General features: G+C 71.7%; 19 protein-coding genes and 1 pseudogene. 8 read left to right on the top strand and 12 right to left on the bottom strand.

Features of this window, described 5'->3' with window-relative positions; translation table 11 throughout:
* Positions 1 to 273: 273 nt before the first annotated feature.
* The 3 genes from C7M71_RS19260 to C7M71_RS19250 form a co-directional block, all read right to left on the bottom strand.
* On the bottom strand, positions 274 to 957 hold the full coding sequence (locus C7M71_RS19260; RefSeq protein WP_111491963.1) for an aggregation-promoting factor C-terminal-like domain-containing protein: 684 nt from the start codon (positions 955 to 957) through the stop codon (positions 274 to 276).
* 536 nt (positions 958 to 1,493) lie between these two features.
* Positions 1,494 to 2,813, bottom strand: a complete 1,320-nt coding sequence (locus tag C7M71_RS19255) for a PhoH family protein (RefSeq protein ID WP_111491964.1) — start codon at positions 2,811 to 2,813, stop codon at positions 1,494 to 1,496.
* A 283-nt stretch (positions 2,814 to 3,096) separates the two neighbouring features.
* Positions 3,097 to 3,888 (bottom strand): isoprenyl transferase, encoded by a 792-nt coding sequence (locus tag C7M71_RS19250; RefSeq protein ID WP_111491965.1) that lies wholly within the window; start codon positions 3,886 to 3,888, stop codon positions 3,097 to 3,099.
* Positions 3,889 to 4,025: 137 nt separating this feature from the next.
* Here C7M71_RS19250 and mgrA point away from each other — a divergent pair, with 137 nt between their 5' ends.
* Together mgrA and C7M71_RS19240 are read left to right on the top strand one after the other, a co-directional pair.
* On the top strand, positions 4,026 to 5,066 hold the full coding sequence (gene mgrA / locus C7M71_RS19245) for an L-glyceraldehyde 3-phosphate reductase (protein WP_111491966.1): 1,041 nt from the start codon (positions 4,026 to 4,028) through the stop codon (positions 5,064 to 5,066).
* Positions 5,067 to 5,358: 292 nt separating this feature from the next.
* Positions 5,359 to 6,918, top strand: coding sequence for a chitinase (locus C7M71_RS19240; RefSeq protein WP_111491967.1), 1,560 nt, complete (start codon positions 5,359 to 5,361; stop codon positions 6,916 to 6,918).
* A gap of 75 nt (positions 6,919 to 6,993) precedes the next feature.
* Here the strand turns inward: C7M71_RS19240 and C7M71_RS19235 are convergent, their stop codons facing one another.
* The 5 genes from C7M71_RS19235 to C7M71_RS19215 all read right to left on the bottom strand — a co-directional run bounded on the left by C7M71_RS19235 (position 6,994) and on the right by C7M71_RS19215 (position 11,639).
* Positions 6,994 to 7,419 (bottom strand): VOC family protein, encoded by a 426-nt coding sequence (locus C7M71_RS19235; protein WP_111491973.1) that lies wholly within the window; start codon positions 7,417 to 7,419, stop codon positions 6,994 to 6,996.
* Positions 7,420 to 7,438: 19 nt separating this feature from the next.
* Positions 7,439 to 7,882, bottom strand: a complete 444-nt coding sequence (locus tag C7M71_RS19230; protein WP_111491968.1) for a helix-turn-helix transcriptional regulator — start codon at positions 7,880 to 7,882, stop codon at positions 7,439 to 7,441.
* 56 nt (positions 7,883 to 7,938) lie between these two features.
* Positions 7,939 to 10,404, bottom strand: coding sequence for an ATP-binding cassette domain-containing protein (locus C7M71_RS19225; RefSeq protein WP_111491969.1), 2,466 nt, complete (start codon positions 10,402 to 10,404; stop codon positions 7,939 to 7,941).
* A gap of 87 nt (positions 10,405 to 10,491) precedes the next feature.
* Positions 10,492 to 10,848, bottom strand: a complete 357-nt coding sequence (locus C7M71_RS19220) for a VOC family protein (RefSeq protein ID WP_111491970.1) — start codon at positions 10,846 to 10,848, stop codon at positions 10,492 to 10,494.
* A 167-nt stretch (positions 10,849 to 11,015) separates the two neighbouring features.
* Positions 11,016 to 11,639: a prepilin peptidase gene (locus tag C7M71_RS19215; protein ID WP_114914440.1), complete on the bottom strand. Its 624-nt coding sequence runs from the start codon at positions 11,637 to 11,639 to the stop codon at positions 11,016 to 11,018.
* Between the two features lie 160 nt (positions 11,640 to 11,799).
* On the opposite strand from C7M71_RS19215, the gene C7M71_RS19210 reads away from it, so the two are divergent.
* Both C7M71_RS19210 and C7M71_RS19205 read left to right on the top strand, forming a co-directional pair.
* A complete protein-coding gene (locus C7M71_RS19210; protein ID WP_111494667.1) occupies positions 11,800 to 13,014 on the top strand; it encodes a pyridoxal phosphate-dependent aminotransferase in 1,215 nt (404 codons plus the stop codon).
* A gap of 65 nt (positions 13,015 to 13,079) precedes the next feature.
* Complete coding sequence (locus C7M71_RS19205; RefSeq protein ID WP_111494661.1) at positions 13,080 to 13,595, top strand: SCO4983 family protein; 516 nt, start codon at positions 13,080 to 13,082, stop codon at positions 13,593 to 13,595.
* A gap of 128 nt (positions 13,596 to 13,723) precedes the next feature.
* Here C7M71_RS19205 and C7M71_RS19200 read toward each other — a convergent pair whose 3' ends face one another.
* Positions 13,724 to 15,541 carry a phosphoenolpyruvate carboxykinase (GTP) gene (locus tag C7M71_RS19200; RefSeq protein WP_111494663.1) on the bottom strand — a complete coding sequence of 606 codons (1,818 nt, stop codon included), beginning with the start codon at positions 15,539 to 15,541 and terminating at the stop codon, positions 13,724 to 13,726.
* Between the two features lie 275 nt (positions 15,542 to 15,816).
* On the opposite strand from C7M71_RS19200, the gene trhA reads away from it, so the two are divergent.
* From trhA to C7M71_RS19185, 3 genes are all read left to right on the top strand, one after another.
* Positions 15,817 to 16,587, top strand: coding sequence for a PAQR family membrane homeostasis protein TrhA (gene trhA / locus C7M71_RS19195; protein WP_111494665.1), 771 nt, complete (start codon positions 15,817 to 15,819; stop codon positions 16,585 to 16,587).
* 606 nt (positions 16,588 to 17,193) lie between these two features.
* Entirely contained in the window at positions 17,194 to 18,756 is a 1,563-nt protein-coding gene (locus tag C7M71_RS19190; RefSeq protein WP_175607708.1) for an MFS transporter, read from the top strand.
* Positions 18,753 to 19,502 carry an acyl-CoA-like ligand-binding transcription factor gene (locus C7M71_RS19185; protein ID WP_111495219.1) on the top strand — a complete coding sequence of 250 codons (750 nt, stop codon included), beginning with the start codon at positions 18,753 to 18,755 and terminating at the stop codon, positions 19,500 to 19,502. The genes C7M71_RS19190 and C7M71_RS19185 overlap by 4 nt, the downstream gene beginning before the upstream one ends.
* A gap of 60 nt (positions 19,503 to 19,562) precedes the next feature.
* Here C7M71_RS19185 and C7M71_RS19180 read toward each other — a convergent pair whose 3' ends face one another.
* Positions 19,563 to 21,626, bottom strand: a complete 2,064-nt coding sequence (locus C7M71_RS19180; protein WP_114914439.1) for a thioredoxin domain-containing protein — start codon at positions 21,624 to 21,626, stop codon at positions 19,563 to 19,565.
* A 171-nt stretch (positions 21,627 to 21,797) separates the two neighbouring features.
* Between C7M71_RS19180 and C7M71_RS31960 the strand changes: the two are divergent.
* Positions 21,798 to 21,881: pseudogene (locus C7M71_RS31960) on the top strand (DNA-binding protein); the annotation flags it as partial.
* A 92-nt stretch (positions 21,882 to 21,973) separates the two neighbouring features.
* On the opposite strand, the gene C7M71_RS19175 reads toward C7M71_RS31960, so the two are convergent.
* Together C7M71_RS19175 and mca are read right to left on the bottom strand one after the other, a co-directional pair.
* Positions 21,974 to 22,198: a hypothetical protein gene (locus tag C7M71_RS19175; protein ID WP_111490499.1), complete on the bottom strand. Its 225-nt coding sequence runs from the start codon at positions 22,196 to 22,198 to the stop codon at positions 21,974 to 21,976.
* A gap of 61 nt (positions 22,199 to 22,259) precedes the next feature.
* Entirely contained in the window at positions 22,260 to 23,141 is an 882-nt protein-coding gene (mca, locus tag C7M71_RS19170; protein ID WP_111490500.1) for a mycothiol conjugate amidase Mca, read from the bottom strand.
* Between the last annotated feature and the right edge of the window lie 48 nt (positions 23,142 to 23,189).

Raw genomic sequence — 23,189 nt, 5'->3', positions numbered from 1 at the left:
ATGGCGCGCGGGCCGGGACCTCTCCCCGGTTCCGCCGTCCGCCGTGTGCTCGACCGTACCCGCTGCGCCGGTCGGCGATTCGCACCGGCCGCACGGGCCGCACCGGACGGCGCGGCCGATCCGATGATCCCGCACCGGTGCGGTGCGGTCGGTGGTTTCGGGCGCGGTGTACCGGGAGGAGCGACCCTGCGCCCGGCAGGGGACACACCTACGCCCCCGACCCGGCGGCGGGTCGAGGGCGTAGGCGGAGCGATCGGCAGGGCTCGGTACGGCTCAGTACCAGTGGTGCGACTGCCAGAACGACCAGGCACCGCAGGGGCTGCCGTACCGGGAGTTCATGTAGTTGAGGCCCCATTTGATCTGGGTGGCCGGGTTGGTGCGCCAGTCGGCGCCGGCCGAGGCCATCTTGGAGCCGGGCAGCGCCTGGACCAGGCCATAGGCGCCGGAGGAGGCATTGGTGGCCGTGTAGTCCCAGCCGCTCTCCCGCTCCACGATCGCGCTGAAGCACTGGAACTGGCCGTCGCCGACGATGGAGCGGGCCAGTGCCTGGACCGATCCCGGGGACACGCTGACCATCGGCGCGGCGAGTGCCGAGCGGGCCGCAGCCCGGCTGGCCTCCTCGGCCTTGCGCTTGGCCTCGGCCTCCTTGGCCTTGCGCTCCGCCTCGGCCTTCGCCTTGGCGACCTCGGCGGCCTTCTTGCGAGCGGCCTCCTCCGCAGCCTTCTTGGCGGCAGCGTCGGCAGCGCTGGCCTGCGCGTCCGCCTGCCTGCCGATGTTGTCGCTGATGGTCTGGGCCTGGGCGCCCGAGGGGATGTCCGCGAGCAGGGTGGCGCCGGCGACATCGACCGTCTGCGTGGTCTTGCCCTCATTGCCCGAGGCCACGCCCACGACGGCACCGACAGCGGTGACGGCGGTGGCTGAGGCCACAGCAACTCCCCGGACCGAGATCCGAGTCACATGGTTTCCTTCCAGCGTCGTCCACGCGTGACCGCTGCGGACGCGACCTACCCCTGTCGCTGGCCTCCACCGGTGCTGGTCACGGGAGGCGCGGGCCCGGTGCCCCGGTGGGACGGGGGTGGTGGTTCTCGGGCGGCGTACGGCTTCACGGTCTTCAGTTGTTCGCACACACCGTCACCGTGAAGGTGACGACGCCACCCGGGGGAGGCGGCTTGCCACGCCGTACGCGGGGCCTGACAGAACCCACACCATGCCCGACGGAGACCTGTCCACGCAATTCCCGGTTGCGTGTCGAAATTCACATCGGTCGCCGACCAGGAACTTTACGGTTCACCCGGCGGCGGCCTTAAGGCCACGTTAGGCTCCGCCCGCCCTCGCGGGCTCCTGCCGTACCGCCCGGCCGAGTTGAGGGTGCGGCACAGCGGAAGGGGCCGAGCCCTGAGGCTCGACCCCTTTTGCCGTGAATTTCTCTCACATGACCGATTTCGACCGATATGACGGGATGTGAGAAGGTCGGCTGACCGCTTTCCGGGAACTCAGGGCTGCACATCCTCCAACATCTCGGTGACCAGCGCCGCGATCGGCGACCGCTCGGACCGGGTGAGCGTGATGTGGGCGAAGAGCGGGTGGCCCTTCAGCTTCTCCACCACCGCCACCACGCCGTCGTACCGGCCCACCCTCAGGTTGTCGCGCTGCGCCACATCGTGCGTCAGCACCACCCGGGAGCCCTGGCCGATCCGGGACAGCACGGTGAGCAGCACATTGCGCTCCAGCGACTGCGCCTCGTCGACGATCACAAAGGCGTCGTGCAGCGACCGGCCGCGGATGTGGGTCAGCGGCAGCACCTCCAGCATGCCTCGGCCCACCACCTCCTCGATCACATCCGAGGTGGTGACCGCGGAGAGGGTGTCGAAGACGGCCTGCGCCCACGGGCTCATCTTCTCGGCCTCGGTGCCCGGCAGATAGCCCAGCTCCTGGCCGCCGACCGCGTACAGCGGGCGGAACACCATCACCTTGCGGTGCTGCCTGCGCTCCAGTACGGCTTCCAGCCCCGCACAGAGCGCCAGCGCGGACTTGCCGGTGCCGGCCCGTCCGCCCATGGACACGATCCCCACGTCCGAGTCCAGCAGCAGGTCCAGGGCGACCCGCTGCTCGGCGCTGCGGCCGCGCAGGCCGAACGCCTCCCGGTCGCCGCGCACCAGCCGTACCCGGCCGTCCCCGGTGACCCGCCCGAGCGCGCGCCCGCGCTCGGAGGTCAGCACCAGACCGGTGTGCACGGGCAGGTCGCGGGCCTGCTCGATGTCCACCGCGTCCTGGGCGAAGAGGGCGTCCACCTCCTCGCCGGAGACCGCGAGCTCGGACATCCCGGTCCAGCCGGAGGTGATGGCCAGCTCCGCGCGGTACTCCTCCGCGAGCAGGCCGACCGAACTCGCCTTGATGCGCATCGGCAGGTCCTTGGAGACGACGGTGACGTCGTACCCCTCGGCCTGGAGGTTGCGGGCGACCGCGAGGATGCGGGTGTCGCTGTCACCGAGCCGGTAACCGGCCGGGAGCACGGACGGGTCGGAGTGGTTGAGCTCCACCCTGATGGTGCCGCCGATCTCGCCGGCCGGGATCGGCTCGTCCAGCCGCCCGTACCGGACCCGGTAGTCGTCCAGGAGCCGTAGCGCCTGGCGGGCGAAGTAGCCCAACTCCGGGTGGTGCCGCTTGGCCTCCAGCTCGGTGACCACGACCACCGGGAGCACGACCTCGTGCTCCTCGAAACGGGTCATGGCCATCGGGTCGGCCAGGAGCACGCTGGTGTCGAGAACGTACGTGCGCCGGTCGTGCATCCGGCGGCTCTTGGAACTGACCACAGGGCCTCCCGGGCGGATGACCCGTCGTCACCCGCGGCTCACCGGTCCCCGCGGCCCCGGTGGCCGAGGTCCCGGTCTGGCCGGAGTATTCCCGCGTCGCGGCCGGTGCATGCGGCCGAAGGCCAACTGACGGACCATCCCCGATACGCGTTTGCCCTTGTGGGAGGGGGGTATCGCACCCCTTCGGCGTATCGCGCGGTCAGCCGGGGAGGGCGGCGGCGGTTTTCGGCCGTTGAGCACCGCTCCGGGCCCATCCGCCGTCCCACCAGGGCCGGGGCGCCGCTCAGCCCCCGAAGCGCCGATGCCGCGCGGCGTAGTCACGCACCGCACGCAGGAAGTCCACCTTGCGGAACGCCGGCCAGTATGCCTCGCAGAAGTAGAACTCGCTGTGCGCGCTCTGCCAGAGCAGGAAGCCGGAGAGCCGCTGCTCACCCGAGGTCCGGATCACCAGGTCGGGGTCGGGCTGGCCACGGGTGTAGAGGTGGGCGGCGATGGCGTCGGTGTCGACGGTCTCGGCCAGCTCGTCCAGCGAGGTGCCACGGCCGGCGTGCTCCTGGAGCAGGGAGCGCACCGCGTCGGCGATCTCATGCCGCCCCCCGTAACCGACGGCGACATTGACCAGGATGCCGTCCACCGCGCCGGTGGCCTGCTCGGCGGTCTTCAGCACGGCGGAGGTGGTGTCCGGCAGCAGGTCCAGCGCCCCCACCGGGTGGACCCGCCAGCGCCGGGCGTCCGCCAGCTCCTGCACCGCGTCCTCGATGATCCCCAGCAGCGGGACCAGCTCGTCGGCGGGCCGGCTGAGGTTGTCGGTGGAGAGCAGCCAGAGGGTGACCACCTCGACGCCGGTCTCCTCGCACCAGCCGAGGAACTCCTGGATCTTGTCCGCGCCCCGGCGGTGCCCGTCGGCGGTGCTGATGCCCGCGGCCCGGGCCCAGCGGCGGTTGCCGTCCAGCATGACGCCCACATGGCGCGGGACGCGTGCCGGATCGAGATGCGCTTCGACTCGGCGCCCGTATACGCCGTAGACCAGGTTCCGCAGACCCGGTGTGCGATAGACCAGGTCGCGCAGACCCATGGCGCTCAACCCCTCCGTGCACTTGCCCGCGAGCAGCGTACTCCGGTCGGCCGTACGCGGACGAAACGCGCTGGTGAAGGGGCAGAAAGCGGCGCGTATTGTTTGCACAGACAACAAAACCGAAAGGGCCTCGACCGATGACCCCTGCCCCCTACCGGCCCGTGGACGACCGCTACGACGGTCGGATGCCGTACCGCCGCACCGGCCGCAGCGGGCTGAAGCTGCCCGCGATCTCGCTCGGCCTGTGGCACAACTTCGGTGACGACAAGCCGATGGAGACCCAGCGGGCGATCCTGCGCCGCGCCTTCGACCTCGGTGTCACCCACTTCGACCTGGCCAACAACTACGGCCCGCCGTACGGCTCGGCGGAGGCCAACTTCGGCCGCCACTTCGCCGCCGACTTCCGCCCGTACCGCGACGAGCTGGTGATCTCCACCAAGGCGGGGTACGACATGTGGCCCGGCCCCTACGGCGAGTGGGGGTCCCGCAAGTACCTGCTCTCCAGCCTGGACCAGTCGCTGACCCGGATGGGCCTGGACTACGTCGACATCTTCTACTCGCACCGGTTCGACCCGGACACCCCGCTGGAAGAGACCATGGGCGCGCTGGCGTCCGCCGTACAGCAGGGCAAGGCCCTCTACGTGGGCATCTCCTCCTACAGCGCGGAGCGCACCCGGGAGGCGGCGGCCATCCTCGCCGACCTGGGCGTGCCGCTGCTGATCCACCAGCCGTCGTACTCCATGCTCAACCGCTGGCTGGAGGAGGACGGCCTGCTGGAGGTGCTGGAGGAGGCGGGCGCCGGCTGCATCGGGTTCGCGCCGCTGGCGCAGGGCCTGCTCACCGACCGGTATCTGCACGGCGTCCCGGAGGGCTCCCGGGCCACCCAGGGCAAGTCGCTGGACCCGGGCGCGCTCACCGAGGAGACGCTGGGCAAGCTGCGCGCCCTCAATGGGATCGCCGAGCGGCGCGGCCAGACGCTGGCCCAGCTGGCGCTGACCTGGCTGCTGCGCGACGACCGGGTCACCTCGGCGCTGGTCGGCGCCTCCTCGGTGGCGCAGTTGGAGGCCAATGTGGCGGCGGTGCGGGGGCCGCGCCTCACCGCCGACGAACTGGCGGAGATCGACACCCACGCCACCGACGCCGGCCTCAACCTCTGGGCCAGGTCAAGCGAGAGCTGATCCGGCGCCGACCGCGCAGGTCACCGGCAGGTCACCGGCAGAGGCCCGTATCCGCGACCGGCGGGTACGGGCCTCCGCTGCGTCTCATGCCTTCCTTAAGGGAGCCGTAAGCGGGTGCGCGGAGTCTTGACGACCCACATTGGTCTAGTCCAACTTGTGAGGCGCAGCTCCGGCGTGCCCTGGGTGCCAGGGACGGGCCGCGCCGTGCCGCATGCCCCACCCTTCCCCCCACCGGACCGCCGCGCCCCCTCACAGCGGCGGCCCGCCTTCCGCGCAAGGGAGACCCGTACCCATGGCACGTGCTGCACACAGAAGGCGCAGGCGCACCATAGGCGCCCTCACGGCCGGCGCCACCGCCCTCGGCGCGGCGCTGGCCGGCGTCGCCCTGCTTCCGGCGGGCGCCAACGCGGCCGACGGCAACCTGGTCGTCAACGGCGGCTTCGAGACCGGTACCAAGGCCAACTGGACCTGTTCCGGAACCGCGAACATCGTCACCTCGCCCGTGCACTCCGGCTCATATGCGCTCACCGCGACCCCCAGCAACTCCGACACGGGTCAGTGCGAGCAGAAGGTGTCGGTGCAGCCCAACTCCAGCTACACGCTGAGCGCCTGGGTGCAGGGTGCCTATGTCTACCTCGGCACCACCGGCACCGGCACCACCGATGTCTCCACCTGGACCACCTCGTCGTCCTGGAGCCAGCTCAGCACCAGCTTCAAGACGGGCCCGTCCACCACCAGCGTCACGGTCTGGGTGCACGGCTGGTACGGGCAGGCCGCCTTCTCCGCCGACGATGTCACCCTGACCGGGCCCGGCGGCACCCCGCCGACCTCGCAACCGCCGACCTCGCAGCCGCCCACGTCCAAGCCCCCGACGACGCCGCCGCCGACGACGCAGCCCCCCACCTCGCAGCCCCCGACCTCCCAGCCCCCGACCTCGCCGCCGCCCTCCGGCGGCGTGCCCAAGCACGCGGTCACCGGCTACTGGCAGAACTTCGACAACGGCGCCACCGTGCAGCGGCTGCGCGACGTCCAGAGCGCGTACGACATCATCGCGGTCTCCTTCGCCGACGCCGACCCGAGCAACCGGGGCGGCATCACCTTCACCCTCGACCCGGCCCTCGGCTCCAAGCTGGGCGGCTACACCGACGCCGACTTCAGGGCCGACATCGCCGCCAAGCACGCCGCCGGCAAGAAGGTCGTGCTCTCGGTCGGCGGCCAGAACGGCACCATCACCGTCGCCGACTCCACCGCCGCCGCCAACTTCGCCAACAGCTCCTGGGCGCTGATGCAGAAGTACGGCTTCGACGGCGTCGACATCGACCTGGAGAACGGCGTCAACCCGACCTATATGGGTCAGTCGCTGCACTCCCTGGCGAGCAAGGCGGGCTCCGGCTTCGTCCTCACCATGGCGCCCGAGACCATCGGGATGTACAGCACCAGCGGCGCCTACTTCCAGCTGGCGCTGACCGTGAAGGACATCCTCACCGTCGTCAACACCCAGTTCTACAACTCGGGTTCGATGAACGGCTGCGACGGCAAGGTCTACTCCCAGGGCACCGTCGACTTCATCACCGCCCAGGTCTGCACCCACATCCAGGGCGGCCTCGCCCCGTCCCAGGTCGGCATCGGCGTCCCGGCGTCCACCCGGGCGGCCGGGGGCGGCTATGTCTCCCCGTCCGTGGTGAACGACGCCCTCGACTGCCTCGCCACCGGCAGCCGCTGCGGCTCCTTCGTCCCCCCGGCGAAGTGGCCCACCATCCGGGGCGCCATGACCTGGTCCACCAACTGGGACGCCGCCAACGGCAATGCCTTCTCCAACAGCGTGGGCTCGCACGTCCACGCCATGCCGTAACCGCTCGGCACCCCAGGGGGCCGTCCTCGCGTGCATTCCGCGAGGGCGGCCCCCTGCCCCGTGTCGCCGGACGACTCAGCGGGCCTCGTTGTTGCGGACCTCGTTGATGCGGACCAGGTTGCCCGCAGGGTCGCGGAAGGCGCAGTCGCGAACCCCGTACGGCTGCTCGGTCGGCTCCTCGACCACCTCGGCACCGCCGGCCTGCAACCGCGCAAAGGTGCCGTCGAGGTCGGCGGTGGCCAGGATGATGCGGGCATAGCTGCCCTTGGCCATCATCTCGGTGATGGTGCGGCGCTCGTCGTCGGTGATGCCGGGGTCTGCGGCCGGCGGCTCCAGGACGATGGAGGTGCCGGGCTGGCCGGCGGGGCCGACCGTGATCCAGCGCCTGCCGCCGTAGCCGACGTCATTGCGGACCTCGAAGCCGAGGAGGTCGCGGTAGAACGCCAGGGCCGCGTCCGGATCGTCCTGCGGGAGGAAGGTCGTGTGAATCGTGAGGTCCATGGTGGTCATGGTGGTCACCCTAGGTTCGGCTCGGTGACCCCGCTGCTCGGCTCCTGGTCGGTCTGGTCACCTGTTTCGCCACGCATGACGGCATCCCCGCCGTGGCGCGCGCCGCATGGCGCCGATAGGCGCTGGGCGGCATACCGACCAGTTCGGCGAAGCGCGTACTGAAGGTGCCCAGCGACGAGCAGCCCACCGCGAAGCAGACCTCGGTGACGCTGAGGTCGCCCCGGCGCAGCAGCGCCATCGCCCGCTCGATGCGCCGCGTCATCAGATAGCCGTACGGCGACTCTCCATAGGCCAGCCGGAACTGGCGGCTGAGGTGCCCGGCCGACATATGCGCGCCACGGGCGAGCGCCTCGACGTCCAGCGGCTGCGCGTACTCCCGGTCGATCCGGTCGCGGACGCGGCGCAGCCGCGCCAGGTCGCGCAGGTGGTGCGCTGCGGTGGGTCTGCTGGTCACCTGCGAAATCGTGCCACAGGGGAGGACCTGTCCCACGGTCCCCGCCAGGGCCCCGGTCAGGCGCCGACATAGGCCGCGAGGTGCTCCCCGGTGAGGGTGGAGCGGGCGGCGACGAGGTCGGCGGGGGTGCCTTCGAAGACGATCCGGCCGCCGTCGTGGCCGGCGCCGGGGCCGAGGTCGACGATCCAGTCGGCGTGTGCCATGACCGCCTGGTGGTGCTCGATGACGATGACCGACTTGCCGGAGTCCACCAGCCGGTCGAGCAGGCCGAGCAGCTGCTCGACATCGGCGAGGTGGAGGCCGGTGGTCGGCTCGTCCAGGACGTAGACGCCGCCCTTCTCCGCCATGTGGGTGGCCAGCTTGAGCCGCTGCCGCTCGCCGCCGGAGAGCGTGGTGAGCGGCTGGCCGAGGCTGAGGTAGCCCAGCCCGACGTCGGCGAGTCGCCTGAGGATGGCGTGCGCGGCCGGGGTGCGCGCCTCGCCGGCGCCGAAGAACTGCTCGGCCTCGGTCACCGACATCGCCAACACCTCGCTGATGTCGCGACCGCCGAGGTGGTGGTCCAGCACCGCTGCCTGGAACCGCTTCCCCTCGCACTCCTCGCAGGGGGTGGCGATACCGGCCATCATCGCCAGGTCGACATAGACGACCCCGGCGCCGTTGCAGTTGGGGCAGGCGCCCTCGGAGTTGGCGCTGAAGAGCGCCGGCTTCACGCCGTTGGCCTTGGCGAACGCCTTGCGGATCGGGTCGAGCAGTCCGGTGTACGTCGCCGGGTTGCTCCGCCGCGAGCCACGGATCGCGCCCTGGCCGATCGACACCACACCCCCGTCGGCCGCCCCCGAGCCGTTGACCAGCGACCCGTTGACCAGCGACCCGTTGACCAGCGACCCGTTGACCAGCGACCCGTTGACCAGCGACCCGTGGATGAGCGAGCTCTTGCCGGAGCCGGCGACGCCGGTGACGACGACCAGCACCCCGAGCGGGATGTCGACGTCGACATCGCGCAGGTTGTGCGTCGTCGCGCCACGGATCTCCAGCGTGCCGGTGGGCGTCCGCACCGTCTCCTTGACGGCGGCCCGGTCGTCGAGATGGCGGCCGGTGAGGGTGCCGCCGGCCCGCAGCCCTTCGATGGTGCCCTCGAAGCAGACGGTGCCGCCCGCCGTACCGGCGCCGGGGCCGAGGTCGATCACATGGTCGGCGATCACGATCGTCTCCGGCTTGTGCTCCACCACGAGCACCGTGTTGCCCTTGTCCCGCAGCCGCAGCAGCAGGCCGTTCATCCGCTGGATGTCATGGGGGTGCAGGCCCGTGGTGGGCTCGTCGAAGACATAGGTGACATCGGTGAGCGAGGAACCGAGGTGGCGGATCATCTTGACGCGCTGCGCCTCGCCGCCCGAGAGTGTGCCCGACTGCCGGTCCAGCGAGAGGTAGCCCAGCCCGATCTCCACAAAGGAGTCGAGGGTCTGCCGCAGCGTCGCGAGCAGCGGTGCCACCGACGGTTCCTCGATGCTGCGGACCCATGCGGCCAGGTCGCTGATCTGCATCGCGCAGGCGTCGGCGATGTTGATCCCGCCGATCCGCGACGACCGGGCCCCCTCGCTGAGCCGGGTGCCGTCGCACTCGGGGCAGGCGGTGAAGGTGACCGCCCGGTCCACAAACGCCCGGATCTGCGGTTGCAGCGACTCCCGGTCCTTGGAGAGGAACGACTTCCGGACCCGGGGGATCAGCCCCTCATAGGTGAGGTTGACGCCGTTGACCTTCACCTTGGTCGGCTCGCGGTGGAGGAAGTCGTGCAGCTCGGCCTCGGTGTAGTCGCGGATCGGCTTGTCCGGGTCGAGGAAGCCCGAGTCGGTGAAGGTCCGCACCGTCCACCAGCCGTCCACCTTGTAACCGGGGACGGTGATGGCGCCCTCGGCGAGCGACTTGGAGTCGTCGAAGAGCTGGGTGAGGTCGATATCGGAGACCGTGCCCCGGCCTTCGCAGCGCGGGCACATGCCGCCGGTGCGGGTGAAGGTCTGCCGTACGGTCTTGCCGCCACCGCGTTCGACGGTGATCGCACCGCTCGCCCGGACCGAGGGGACGTTGAAGGAGAACGCGTTGGGTGAGCCGATATGCGGCTTCCCGAGCCGGCTGAAGAGGATGCGCAGCATCGCGTTGGCGTCGGTGGCGGTGCCGACCGTGGAGCGGGGGTCGGCACCCATCCGCTGCTGGTCCACGATGATCGCGGTGGTCAGCCCTTCGAGCACGTCGACCTCGGGCCGTGCCAGCGTCGGCATGAAGCCCTGGACGAAGGCGCTGTAGGTCTCATTGATCAGCCGCTGCGACTCAGCGGCGATGGTGCCGAACACCAGGGAGCTCTTGCCCGAGCCGGAGATGCCGGTGAACACCGTCAGCCGGCGCTTCGGTATCTCGATGCTGACGTCCTTGAGGTTGTTCTCGCGCGCGCCGTGCACGCGGATCAGTTCGTGGCTGTCGGCAGCGGGCAGCGCAGGCGCCTGCGTGTCCGTCCTCGTGGCCATGCTCATCCGGTCTCCATGTTCCATCTGTTCGCTGAGGCTGTTCGCCGAGGCGGGGGCCCCGCTCCTGCGGCGGCGCGGGAGCGGGGGCGGCGCTCATCGGTCCTGAAGCAGCCCGAGGACGTTGCCGTCGGGGTCGGTGACGGTGGCCACCAGGCGGCCGCCACCGACATCGTGCGCGGGCTCCTTCACGGTGGCACCCGCGGCGGTCACCTCGGCGATCTTCGCCTCGATGTCCGGTACGTGCCAGTAGGCCACCGGTGCGGTCATGCCCTGCGGTCCACCGCCCGGGACCAGCCCGATGTGCTGGCCCGCGGCCTCGAAGCCGACATAGTAGGACGAGTCGGCCTGCGGCTCCACGCCGAGCAGCGCGGCGTACACGGCCTTGGCCGCCGCCAGGTCGGACACGGGATGCAGCACGGTCTTGATTCCCTGGGTGGAAGAGCCGGTCATGGTCACTCCTGAGGTCGTGGGTCGTGGTCAAAAAGGACGTCGAGCCGCAAACCGACAGTCGGCCTCACAAGTCTGCACCCCACGGGGTGGGCGGCCGACGGCTCCGGGACGTCCTGACGGTCACGCTAGGTGACCTCGGGGAGCGGCGCTTCTCGATTCCTGATCGGTCAGGCCGCCAGGACCACCGCGACCAGGGCGCCGAGCAGCATGAACGGGCCGAACGGGAGGGGGTCGGCACCCTTGGCGCGGCGGGTGAGCAGCAGGGCGGCCCCCCAGAGCCCGGCGAGCAGGAAGCCGGTGAGCAGTCCGGCGAAGACGGTGGCCCAGCCGTACCAGCCGAGGAGGGCGCCGAGGGTGGGGGCGAGCTTGGCGTCGCCGAGGCCGACGGGGGCGACCAGGGCCAGCGCGGTGTAGAGCGTGCCCAGGGCCAGCGCGGCGAGCAGGCAGCGCGGCAGGACACCGGGGCGGCCGTCCAGCAGGGCGGCGGCGGTGAGCAGCAGGGCGGTGCCGGCGAAGGCGGGGAGGGTGAGGGCGTTGGGCAGCCGGTGGACGGCACCGTCCACAAAGGCCAGGGCGACGCCGAGCAGCGCCGCCCAGCCGAGGGCGGCGGCGACGGGGGTGAGGCCGGTGGCTGCGCCGAGCAGGGCCGGCGAGGCGACGGCGGCGGCCCGGACGGGGAGCTGCCGGGGCGGCGGGTCGGTGTGGCGGGCCACGGCGGCCCGCAGCCGCCCCCCGCTGAGCAGGCCGATCGCGGCGCCGGCCAGCGCCCCGGGGATGTCCGGATGCAGCATGATGCGCTCCCCCCTCGAACGGGGCGATCCTAGTGCCTCGCCCGCCGACGCCTGCGCGGCAAAGGGCGGCGGGCTCGGCACTGGGGCACATGGGTGAGATCGGGTCCAGGTGGTGAACACCACGGGGCGAGCGCCGCGACCGGCCCGTACAGTGACCGGCATGCAGGTGATCCAGTCCAGCAAGCTCGCCAATGTCTGCTACGACATTCGCGGCCCGGTGCTCGACGAGGCGATGCGGCTGGAGGACGAGGGCCACCGCATTCTGAAGCTGAACACCGGCAACCCGGCGATCTTCGGTTTCGAGGCGCCGCCGGAGATCCTCCAGGACATCCTCAAGAACCTGGCCACCGCGCACGGCTACGGCGACTCCAAGGGGCTGCTGGCGGCCCGCCGCGCGGTGGTGATGCACTACGAGGAGCGCGGCCTGCACGGGCTGACGGTGGAGGACGTCTACCTCGGCAACGGGGTCTCCGAGCTGATCCAGATGGCCATGCAGGCGCTGCTGGACGACGGCGACGAGGTGCTGGTACCGGCGCCGGACTACCCGCTCTGGACGGCGTCGGTGAGCCTGGCGGGCGGTACGGCGGTGCACTACCGCTGCGACGAGCAGGCGGACTGGTACCCGGACCTGGCCGACATCGAGGCCAAGCTCACCGACCGCACCCGGGCCATCGTGATCATCAACCCCAACAACCCCACCGGTGCGGTCTACCCGGTGGAGGTGCTGGAGGGCCTGGTGGAGATCGCCCGCCGGCACCGGCTGGTGGTCTACTCGGACGAGATCTACGACAAGATCCTCTACGACGGGGTCACCCACACCCCGACCGCCTCGCTCGCGCCCGACCTGCTCTGCGTCACCTTCAACGGGCTCTCCAAGGCGTACCGGGTGGCGGGGTTCCGCTCGGGCTGGATGGCGCTGTCGGGGCCCAAGGACCATGCCTCCAGCTATGTCGAGGGGCTGTCGATCCTGGCCAATATGCGGCTCTGCGCCAATATGCCGGCCCAGCACGCGGTGGCGGCGGCGCTGGGCGGGCGGCAGTCGATCAGGGATCTGATCCTGCCGGGCGGGCGGCTGCTGGAGTCCCGGGACGCGGCGTGGACGCTGCTCAACGACATCCCCGGGGTCAGCTGCGTCAAGCCCCGGGGGGCGCTGTACGCCTTCCCCCGGCTGGACCCTCGGGTCTACAAGGTGAAGGACGATGCGCAACTGGTGCTGGACCTGCTGCGGTCCCAGCACATCCTGGTGGTGCAGGGCAGCGGCTTCAACTGGCCGGAGCCGGACCACTTCCGGCTGGTGACGCTGCCCCGGCCGGAGGAGGTGGTGGATGCGGTGACCCGGATCGGCGCCTTCCTCCAGGGCTACACCCAGCCTTGATTTAGACTTGGTCCAAGTCCAGGTCCACGTGAGGATGGGATGCACTCACCGTAAGGAGGGCATCCATGTACGAGCCGATACGCCACAAGTCCGTGCACACCATGCGGGAGTCCGCCCCGATGGCGGCCGCCGCGCGCCCCCGCACGGCGCACCACAACAGCAGCGACCACACCGGCGTGCCCGCCGACCGGCCCGCCCACCTGCGGCAACAGCTCGCCGGGCACCTGGACGCGCTGCTCTCCGCCACCGCCGAGCTGCGCCGGGCCACCGCCGCCGCACTCGATGCCGCACCCGCGCCGGATCCGGCGCTCGGCGGCCAGCGGGCCGACCTGGAGAGCGCGGCGCAGCGGATCGGCGACCGGATCGCGGAGCTCTCCCCCGCCGGGGAGCCGCTGCGCGTCCGCCACCTCCCCGACTCCGCCGCCGCCGGCTCCCTCGCCGAGCTGCACGCCCGCGCCCATACGCTGGCCGGGCGGGTGCTGGTGGTGGCCGCCGCCCAGCAGGACACCGCCACCGCGATGCTGGCCTGCACCCGGATGGACGCCCATGAGGCGGCCTGCCGGGCGCTGCGTGCGGCCTGAGGCTCCTGGACCGCGCTGCGGGCGGGGCGGCGGGACGCCGACGGCCGGAGTCCCGAACCAGGCGATCGTCGGTCGGGGGATCGCCTGGCCGAGGCTCCGGCCGTACGGTGTACGACTGCCGGCCGCTGCTAGCCGAGCCGCTCGACGAGCTTGTTGTACTCGTCCCACAGCTCGCGCGGCGTGTGGTCGCCGAAGAGCTCCAGGTGGGCGGGGATCAGCGCGGCCTCCTGCTTCCAGATCTCAGGGTCGACCGTGAGCAGCAGCTCCAGGTCGTCCTGGGTGAGGTCCAGGCCCTTGAGGTCGAGGGTGTCCTCGGTCGGCAGGATGCCGATCGGGGTCTCGACGCCCTCGGCGGTGCCCTCCAGGCGCTCGATGATCCACTTCAGCACGCGGCTGTTCTCGCCGAAGCCCGGCCAGACGAACTTGCCGTCGGCGTTCTTGCGGAACCAGTTCACGTAGTAGATCTTCGGCAGCTTGGCCGGGTCGGCCTGCTGTCCGAGCTTGATCCAGTGGCCGAAGTAGTCGCCCATGTTGTAGCCGCAGAACGGCAGCATCGCGAACGGGTCGCGGCGCAGCTCGCCCACGGTGCCCTCGGCCGCCGCCGTCTTCTCGCTGGCGACGTTGGCGCCCAGGAAGACGCCGTGCTGCCAGTCGAAGGACTCGGTGACCAGCGGGACGGCGCTGGCCCGTCGGCCGCCGAAGAGGATCGCCGAGATCGGGACGCCGGCCGGGTCCTCCCACTCGGGGGCGATGGTCGGGCACTGGGCGGCCGGGACGGCGAACCGGGCGTTGGGGTGGGCGGCGGGGGTGCCGCTCTCCGGGGTCCAGTCGTTGCCGCGCCAGTCGATGAGGTGCGCCGGGGGCTCCTCGGTGAGGCCCTCCCACCAGACGTCGCCGTCGTCGGTCAGCGCGACATTGGTGAAGACGGTGTTGCCCCACAGGGTGTCGATCGCGTTGGCGTTGGTCGCCGTGCCGGTGCCGGGGGCGACGCCGAAGAAGCCGGCCTCCGGGTTGATGGCGTGCAGCCGGCCGTCCTCGCCGAACCGCATCCAGGCGATGTCGTCGCCGATGGTCTCGACCTTCCAGCCCGGGATGGTCGGCTGGAGCATCGCCAGGTTGGTCTTGCCGCAGGCGGACGGGAAGGCCGCCGCGACATACCGGGGGGCACCGGTCGGCGGGGTGAGCTTGAGCACCAGCATGTGCTCGGCCAGCCAGCCCTCGTCGCGGGCCATGGTCGAGGCGATGCGCAGCGCGTAGCACTTCTTGCCGAGCAGGGCGTTGCCGCCGTACCCGGAGCCGTAGGACCAGATCTCGCGGGTCTCCGGGAAGTGCGAGATGTACTTGGTGCTGCTGCACGGCCAGGCGACATCGGCCTGGCCCTCCGCCAGCGGGGCGCCGACGCTGTGCACGGCCCGGACGAAGTCACCGTCCGTACCGAGGTGGTCCAGCACGGCCTGGCCCATGCGGGTCATCACGCGCATGGACACGGCGACATACGCGGAGTCGGTGATCTCCACGCCGTACGCGGAGAGCGGGGAACCGACCGGGCCCATGGAGAAGGGCACGACATACATCGTGCGGCCGCGCATGGAGCCCTGGAAGATCTCACGGAAGATGCCGCGCATCTCCTCGGGCTGCTTCCAGTTGTTGGTGGGACCGGCATCTTCCTCCTTCTCGGAGCAGATGAAAGTCCGGTCCTCGACGCGCGCGACATCGCTGGGGTCCGAGGCCGCGTAGAAGGAGTTGGGGCGCTTCTCGGGGTTGAGCCTGGTGAAGGTGCCCTTCTCGACCAGCAGGTCGCACAACCGCTGGTACTCCTCCTCCGAGCCGTCGCACCACTCGACGCGGTCGGGCTGGGTGAGTTCCGCGATCTCGCTCACCCAGGCCAGAAGTCGTTTGTGCTCGGTGGGGGCGGAGTTGCCGGGGGCAGAGTTCTCGTACGGCACGATCGCTCCGTTTCACGTCGGCTCATCCTTGAGCCGGCGTTGGGGTTGAGGGTTGTCGGCAGGGTATCTCCGTGGGTTTTAAAGCGACATAGCGCCCCTCGCGTCAGAAGGGCTCCTTCCGTGACTTTCCGGTGATCAAACGGGCGACGAACCGGAAAATCCGTGGCATCGAGCGCTGCGGAGCGTGGCGGTTGCGGCGGCGGTACGGCCGGCAGAGTGACGATCACCACGTCATACCTAACGGTAACCTACGGTGCCGTAGGTAGCATGTCGCCATGACAGCGGAGGACACCCCGAAGCCCTTGCCCGCCCCGGCGGACGCCCCCCTCGCCGCCCCTCTCGCCGCCCTCGATCACGCCGCCGACGCCGCCGACGCCGCCGTCGACGCTGCGATCGAGGGCGCGCGTCCGGTCAAGCCCAGACTTCGCGGCTGGCTGCACGCCGGCATGTTCCCCGCCTCGGTGATCGGCGGCATCGTGCTGATCTGCCTGGCCGGGTCCCCGCAGGCGCGGGTCGCGTGCACCGTCTACTCGGTGTCGGCGTGGCTGCTCTTCGGGGTCAGCGCGATCTACCACCGCTTCACCTGGGGCCCGCGCGGCGAGGCCGTGCTGCGCAGGCTCGACCACGCCAATATCTTCCTGATCATCGCGGGCACCTACACCCCGTTCACCCTGCTCCTGCTGCACGGCGGGAAGCGCGAGATGCTGCTCTGGCTGGTGTGGGCGGGGGCGCTCGCCGGGATCGGCTTCCGGGTCTTCTGGGTGGGGGCGCCGCGCTGGCTCTACACGCCCTGCTATCTGGCGCTGGGCTGGGCGGCGGTGTTCTTCCTGCCCGACTTCCTGAAGACCGGCGGTGTCGCCGTACTGGTCCTGATCGTGCTGGGCGGGCTGCTCTACAGCGCCGGCGGGGTGATCTACGGCCTCAAGCGGCCCAACCCGTCACCGCGCTGGTTCGGCTTCCACGAGGTCTTCCACTCCTTCACGCTGGCCGCCTTCATCGTCCAGTACGTGGGGGTGTCGATCGTGGCGTACTCCGCCACCAGCTGAGCACGCGCCTCCCGCGCCTCCCGCGCCCGGCGGCAGCGCTCGCAGTGCTCCGCCGTTCCGCCCGCACCGACGCTCCCGACCGCCCCGAGACCCCCGACCGCTCCCACCCCATCGGCCCCGGCAGCCGCCCCGCGCGCTGCCGGGGCCGCGCGCCTTCCCAGCCGCCGCCGCGCCCCCGGACTGGCCGAACCCAGCCGTGCCGCCCCGGGCCGTGCCGCCCCGGGCCGCGCCGAACCCGGCCGCACCGCCCAGGCGCGGGCCACCTGCCCCATCGCCCAGCCTGTGCCCGCCGCCGCCACGGCCAGCACCAGCAGCCGGCCGCCGAGCAGATAGGCGCCCACGACGGAGCCGCCCGCACCGACCGCCGCGCCGACCGCCGCAGCGCCACCCAGAATCCGCCCGCCCATCGCCGCCTCCCTCCGCTGCCGCCGCCCGATGGTATGACTCAGCCGACACCCGTTCTCTACCCAGCGTGACACCGCCGGAATTCCAGCAGGAGAACGGGGCGTCAACATCCGGACAATTCGGCATGGAGACCCATCCGCATTGACACCCGCCATCTTTTGAGAGCTACCCTCATAAGACATCGACTCTCGGAGGTCTCCCATGTCCACCCCAGACCCGCGCCGCTGGTGGGCGCTGGCCGCCGTGGTGCTCGCCGTGCTGGTGATCAGCTTCGACATGACCATCCTCAATGTGGCCCTGCCGACCATGGCGACCCAGCTGCACGCGTCCACCAGCCAGCAGCAGTGGATCATCGACGGCTACACCGTCGTCTTCGCCGCCGTGATGCTCCCGGCGGGTCTGCTCGGCGACCGGTTCGGCCGCCGCCTGATGCTCACCGTCGGCCTGGTCCTCTTCGGCGCGGCCTCGCTGCTGGGCATGCTCGCCGACTCCCCCGGCACCGTGATCGCCGCCCGCGCCGCGATGGGCGTCGGCGGGGCGCTGATCATGCCGCTCTCCATGGCGGTGATCCCCGGGCTCTTCCCGCCCGCCGAGCAGGGCCGCGCCGTGGGCGCCCTCGCCTCCGCGCTCGCCGCCGGGATGCCGCTCGGCCCGCTGATCGGCGGCCTGCTGCTGGACCACTTCTGGTGGGGGTCGATCTTCCTGGTCAACCTGCCGCTGGTGGCCATCGGCATCACGGCCTGCCTGCTGCTGATCCCCGAATCCCGCGACCCCGCCGCGCCCCGGGTCGACCCGGTCGCCACCGTGCTGGCCGCCGGCGGCCTGGCCGCCCTCACCTGGGGCATCATCGAGGCTCCCGGCCGGGGCTGGGACGACGTCCCGGTCGTCACCGCGCTGGGCGGCGCGGTCGCCGCAATCACCGTGCTGGTGCTGCGCAGCCTGCGCCAGCAGCGGCCGATGCTCGACCTCTCGCTGCTCCGCGACCGGAGCTACCGCTGGTCGGCGCTGGCCGCGACGCTGGTCTCGCTGGTCCTCTTCGGCGGCTTCTTCGTCCTGCCGCTCTATCTCCAGGCCGTACTGGGCAGCGACGCCTTCGGCACCGGGCTGCGGCTGATGCCCATGATGGGCGGCCTGATGGTGGCCGCCAGGCTCGCCGAACGGCTGGTCGTCCGGTTCGGCCCCCGACCGGTGATCACCGCGGGCCTGGTGGTGATCGGCGCCGCCCTGCTGCTCGGCAGCCGTACCCAGACCGGCGACGGCTATGGCTTCACCGCCGTCTGGCTGCCGCTGCTCGGCCTCGGTATGGGCCTCTCCATCGTCCCCGCCATGGGCGCGGCGCTGGCCACACTGCCGCCCGATCGGGCCGGAGTGGGCTCCGGGCTGCTCCAGACGCTGCGCCAGGTCGGCGGCGCGCTGGGGGTCGCGATCTTCGGCAGCCTGCTGGCCGGGGCGTACACCGCGCGGCTGGACACCAGCGGTCTGCCCGCCGCAGCGGCCAGGGTCGCCCACGACTCGGTGGCCGCCGCCGACGCGGTCGCCAGGCAGCTGCACGACGCCGCCCTGACCGCCTCCGCGCACGCGGCGTACATCCACGCCATGGACCGGGTGCTGCTGGTCGCCGGGGTGGTCGGGCTGCTCTCCGCAGTCCTGGTCGGCGCCCGGATGCCCGGCCGGGCCGCCACCGCCGCCGTGCCCGCTCCGGAGGGGCCGGGCACCCCGCCGCTGGCCGCGACCGCCGGTGATCGCGGAGAATCACCTGTATGACCGCCGCGCAGCCGACACCCGCCGCCCCCTCCCGGACCGCCACCGCCCGGACCGCCACCGGGGGCGGCGATGCGGTCCGGGAGGGCCGGGGCGTCCAGGAGGGCCACGAGGCAAAGGAGCTCCAGGAGCTGCTGGAGGCGCCGCTGTCGCTGCGCGAGCGCAAGAAGCTGAAGACCCGGCAGGCCATGCGCCGCGAGGCCTACCGGCTCTTCGCCGAGCAGGGCTACGACGCCACCACGGTCGACCAGATCGCAGCCGCCGCCGAGGTCTCCCCGTCCACCTTCTTCCGCTACTTCGCCACCAAGGAGGACCTGGTCCTCAGCGACGAGTACGACCCCGCCATCGTCGCCGCCCTGCGGGCCCGCCCCGCCGGCGAACCCTTTGTGACCAGCGCCCGGCAGACGATGCTGGCCCTGCTGCGCCAGGCGTTCAAGTCCGACCGCGAGGAGCTGCTGACCCGGATGCGGCTGGTCAACCAGGTGCCCGCGCTGCGCGCCCGGATGGCGACGCAGTCGGGGCAGCCGCGCGACATGATCCTGGGCGTACTGGCCGAGCGGACCGGTGTGGCCCCGACCATGGAGATGCGGGTCGCCGTCTCGGCCTTCATGGCCGCCACCACCGAGGCCATCCTCTACTGGGCCGAGCAGGAGGACCGTGAGGACCTGGTCGACCTGTTGACCCGCTGCTTCGACACCCTGGAGCGCGGCCTGGACATCGTCCCGCCCCCGAGCGGGGCGCCGCGCTGAGGCCCTGCGCCGACCGGCCCTGCACCGGCCAGTCCTGCGCCGTCACTCAGTCCTGCGCCGTCACTGCACATGGGCTCCGACGGTCGTGGCCAGCACCGCCGCGTCGCCGGTGGGTGCGTCGCAGGTGAAGTGGCGGCAGACATAGGCGGCCGGGCGGCCGTCCAGCAGCGGGCGGTCGCGCAGCAGCGGCACCTCGGAGCCGTCCGGCCCGCCCACCGCGACCACCGCGCCCGGGGCGGTGGCCAGCAGCGCGGTGCGGTGCAGTACGGCGGTGGCGGGGTCGTCCTGCGGGCCGACCACGGCCACCTCGCGCGGCCCGTCGGCGTACGCCTCGGCGACGGCCAGCCCCCAGCCGATGAAGCGGGGCGCGCGGGCGGCCAGCGCCCCGACGACGCCCAGCGCCCGCTCGGCGGCGGTGCGGTGGCGGTCCGAGCCGGTGTACGCGGCATAGCCGAGCAGCGCCCCGGCGGCGGCGGTCCAGCCGGACGGGGTGGCGTTGTCGGTGGGGTCCTGGGGGCGGCGGATCAGCTGCTCGGCGTCGTCGGCGGTGTCGTACAGGGCGCCGCTCGCCGGGTCGGTGAAGTGCACCAGGACGGTGTCCAGCAGGCCGCCGGCCAGCTCCAGCCACTCGGCGTCGCCGGTCACCGCGTAGAGGGCCAGGAAGCCCTCGGCGACATCCGCGTAGTCCTCCAGTACGCCGGGCGCCTCGCCCGGGCGGCCGTCGCGGGAGGTGCGCAGCAGCCGGCCGTCGGCGGTGAGGTGGACGGCCAGCAGCAGGTCGGCTGCGGCCAGCGCCGCCTCGACCAGGTCGGGCCGCTCCAGCAGGGCGCCGGCCTCGGCGAGGGCGGCGATGGCCAGGCCGTTCCAGGCGGCGACCACCTTGTCGTCGCGGGCCGGCCGGGGGCGGCGCGACCGGGCTTCGAGCAGCCTGCCGCGCACCGACTCGTACCAGGGCAGGTCGCGGGGGTCCTCGGGGAGCTGGAGGACCGACGGGCCCTCGCCGCCCAGCGGCCTGGTGTCGCCGTCGAAGGTGCCGGACGCGGTGACCCGGAACAGCTCGGCGGCCCGGTGGCCGTCCTCCGTGCCCAGCTCGGCGGCCAACTGCTCGGGGGTCCACAGGTAGTAGGCGCCCTCGGTGGGCTCGCCGGTGGCCGGGTCGGGGCTGTCGGCGTCCAGCGCGGAGGCGAAGCCGCCCTCGGGGGTGCGCAGCTCGGCGAGAAGGAACCCGGCGGTGTCCAGCGTGACCCGGTGGGCCTGCTGGGAGCCGGTGGCCCGCCACAGGTGCAGATAGACCCGGAGCAGCAGCGCGTTGTCGTACAGCATCTTCTCGAAGTGCGGCGTCACCCACGCGGCGTCGACGGCATAGCGGGCGAAGCCGCCGGCCAGCTGGTCGTGGATGCCGCCCCGGGCCATCGCCTCGCAGGTCCGCTCGGCCATCTCCAGGGCGGCGTCGGAGCCGGTGCGGGCGTGGTGGCGGAGCAGGAACTCCAGCGCCATGGACGGCGGGAACTTGGGGGCGCCGCCGAAGCCGCCGCGCTTCTGGTCGAACTCCCGGGAGAGGGCCATCAGGGCCTGGTGCAGCTCCGCCTCACCGGGGGCCGCATGCCCACCGGCCCCGAACACCGACGCCCGCTCGGCCAGGTCCGCCACGATCCGCCCGGCGACCTCCCCGACCTCGTCGCGCCGCTCCTGCCAGGCGGCGGTCACCCCCTGGAGCACCTGCCCGAAGGACGGCATGCCGTGCCGGGGGGAGGGCGGGAAGTAGGTGCCGAAGTAGAACGGCGCACCGTCGGGCGTGAGGAAGACCGTCATCGGCCAGCCACCCCGCCCGGTGGCAGCCTGCACCGCCTCCATGTACACGGCGTCGATGTCGGGCCGCTCCTCGCGGTCGACCTTCACCGCCACGAAGTGCTCATTGAGGTACCCGGCCACCACGTCGTCCTCGAAGGACTCGTGCGCCATCACATGGCACCAGTGACACGCTGCGTAGCCGACCGACAGCAGAACGGGTACATCGCGCCGTCGCGCTTCCTCGAAAGCCTCCGGCCCCCAAGGCCACCAGTCGACCGGATTCTCAGCATGCTGAAGCAGATAAGGCGAGGTCACACCAGCCAACCGGTTCACAGAGCCAGCCTCTCACAATGCCCAACCCCGTCGGCGAAGCCCGCGCAGGCGCTGCCTCGCTTGGACGAACTCGAGCTGGGACCACCGAGAACATCTCTGTCTCCATGCCCGCCGACCTGGTCAGTGAGCTCCCGCTCTCGGACCGGTCGCCGGGGGCTGTCCAGCTACACCCCGACGCCCGTCGTTGTCCTGACCTCCGACCGCGACGACTGGTCGAAGCTCTGCGGGAGCCGCGTGATGATCAGAGAGACGTGAGCGTCCCGGACTACTCGGTCTGCGAGTTCACTGGCACCGGTGGCAGGAGGGGTACCCGGCCGAGGGGGATAGCCGGGTCCGGGGGGAGCTGGTCAGGCGCTGCGGGTGGTCTCGGGGTTGCGGGGGGCGGCGTCGTCGGGCTGCTCGGGCTCCTCGATAAAGTCCACCTTGCCGAACTGCCGGTTCATGTTCTTCAGCAGGAGCCAGGTGGCGGCGCCGAGCACGGCGAAGACGACAAAGCCCAGCAGGCCGGGGGTCACCTTGTTCTTCTCGAAGGCCAGGGTGGTGAGGTGGGAGAGGGCGGCGGGGTCGGTCATGGGGGTGGTCACCTCTCTATGGTGGCCCGGCCACGGCCGGGCCGGGCCACCGGGGTGTCGGTCAGACGGTGATGTCGGCGGTGATGCCGGCGAAGAGGTCGTCCTCCGGGAGGGAGGTGTCGACCAGGGAGCGGGCCAGCTCGAAGTCCTCGGTGGGCCAGACCTCCCGCTGGACCTCCAGCGGGACGCGGAACCACGGCCCGTCGGGGTCGATCTGGGTGGCGTGGGCGATCAGCGCCCGGTCCCGGACCTCGAAGAAGTCGGCGCACTCCACCTGGGTGGTGACCTCCCGCTCCTTGCGGCCGCTCTTCTCCCAGCCCTCGATCCACTCGCCGTACGGGGAGTCGTGCCCGTGCTCGGTGAGGTACGCGTGCAGGGCGCGGATGCGGCCCATCGGGAAGCCGTGGTTGTAGTAGAGCTTCAGCGGCTGCCAGGGCTCACCGGTTCCCGGGTAGGCGTCGGGGTCGCCGGCGGCCTCGAAGGCGGCCATGGTGATCTTGTGGGTCATGATGTGGTCCGGGTGCGGGTATCCGCCGTTCTCGTCGTATGTGGTGATCACATGCGGCCGGAACTCGCGGATCAGCCGGACCAACGGCTCCGCGGCCTTCTCCACCTCCTGGAGGCCGAAGCAGCCCTCCGGGAGGGGCGGCAGCGGGTCGCCCTCGGGCAGCCCGGAGTCGACGAACCCCAGCCATGCCTGCTTGACGCCCAGGATCTCGCGGGCCGCGTCCATCTCCTTCCGCCGGACCTCGTGGATGTTCTCCTCCACCCAGGGGTCGCCCTGGAGCTTGGGGTTGAGGATGGAACCGCGCTCTCCCCCCGTGCAGGTGGCCACCAGCACGTCCACCCCTCGGGCGACGTACATGGCCATGCTGGCGGCGCCCTTGCTGGACTCGTCGTCCGGGTGGGCGTGCACCGCCATCAGTCGCAGCTGCTCAGTCAACGCCTGTTTCCTTCCGCATCCATCCCGTGCCTCCCCACCGCGTCCGGT

Origin of the sequence: Peterkaempfera bronchialis (assembly GCF_003258605.2) — a bacterium.
Taxonomy (GTDB): domain Bacteria; phylum Actinomycetota; class Actinomycetes; order Streptomycetales; family Streptomycetaceae; genus Peterkaempfera; species Peterkaempfera bronchialis.
Note: the sequence above shows the minus strand (reverse complement) of the source record. Positions and strands in the feature narration are given on the sequence as shown.

What these genes read in the sequence shown, in the direction of transcription:
- C7M71_RS19240 (WP_111491967.1), top strand. Translation starts at nt 5,359, where the DNA reads ATGGCACGTGCTGCACACAGAAGGCGCAGGCGCACCATAGGCGCCCTC.
- C7M71_RS19215 (WP_114914440.1), bottom strand. Translation starts at nt 11,639, where the DNA reads ATGCTGCATCCGGACATCCCCGGGGCGCTGGCCGGCGCCGCGATCGGC.
- C7M71_RS19235 (WP_111491973.1), bottom strand. Translation starts at nt 7,419, where the DNA reads ATGGACCTCACGATTCACACGACCTTCCTCCCGCAGGACGATCCGGAC.
- C7M71_RS19210 (WP_111494667.1), top strand. Translation starts at nt 11,800, where the DNA reads ATGCAGGTGATCCAGTCCAGCAAGCTCGCCAATGTCTGCTACGACATT.
- C7M71_RS19190 (WP_175607708.1), top strand. Translation starts at nt 17,194, where the DNA reads ATGTCCACCCCAGACCCGCGCCGCTGGTGGGCGCTGGCCGCCGTGGTG.
- C7M71_RS19220 (WP_111491970.1), bottom strand. Translation starts at nt 10,848, where the DNA reads ATGACCGGCTCTTCCACCCAGGGAATCAAGACCGTGCTGCATCCCGTG.
- trhA (WP_111494665.1), top strand. Translation starts at nt 15,817, where the DNA reads ATGACAGCGGAGGACACCCCGAAGCCCTTGCCCGCCCCGGCGGACGCC.
- C7M71_RS19175 (WP_111490499.1), bottom strand. Translation starts at nt 22,198, where the DNA reads ATGACCGACCCCGCCGCCCTCTCCCACCTCACCACCCTGGCCTTCGAG.
- C7M71_RS19185 (WP_111495219.1), top strand. Translation starts at nt 18,753, where the DNA reads ATGACCGCCGCGCAGCCGACACCCGCCGCCCCCTCCCGGACCGCCACC.
- mgrA (WP_111491966.1), top strand. Translation starts at nt 4,026, where the DNA reads ATGACCCCTGCCCCCTACCGGCCCGTGGACGACCGCTACGACGGTCGG.
- C7M71_RS19205 (WP_111494661.1), top strand. Translation starts at nt 13,080, where the DNA reads ATGTACGAGCCGATACGCCACAAGTCCGTGCACACCATGCGGGAGTCC.
- C7M71_RS19225 (WP_111491969.1), bottom strand. Translation starts at nt 10,404, where the DNA reads ATGAGCATGGCCACGAGGACGGACACGCAGGCGCCTGCGCTGCCCGCT.
- C7M71_RS19250 (WP_111491965.1), bottom strand. Translation starts at nt 3,888, where the DNA reads ATGGGTCTGCGCGACCTGGTCTATCGCACACCGGGTCTGCGGAACCTG.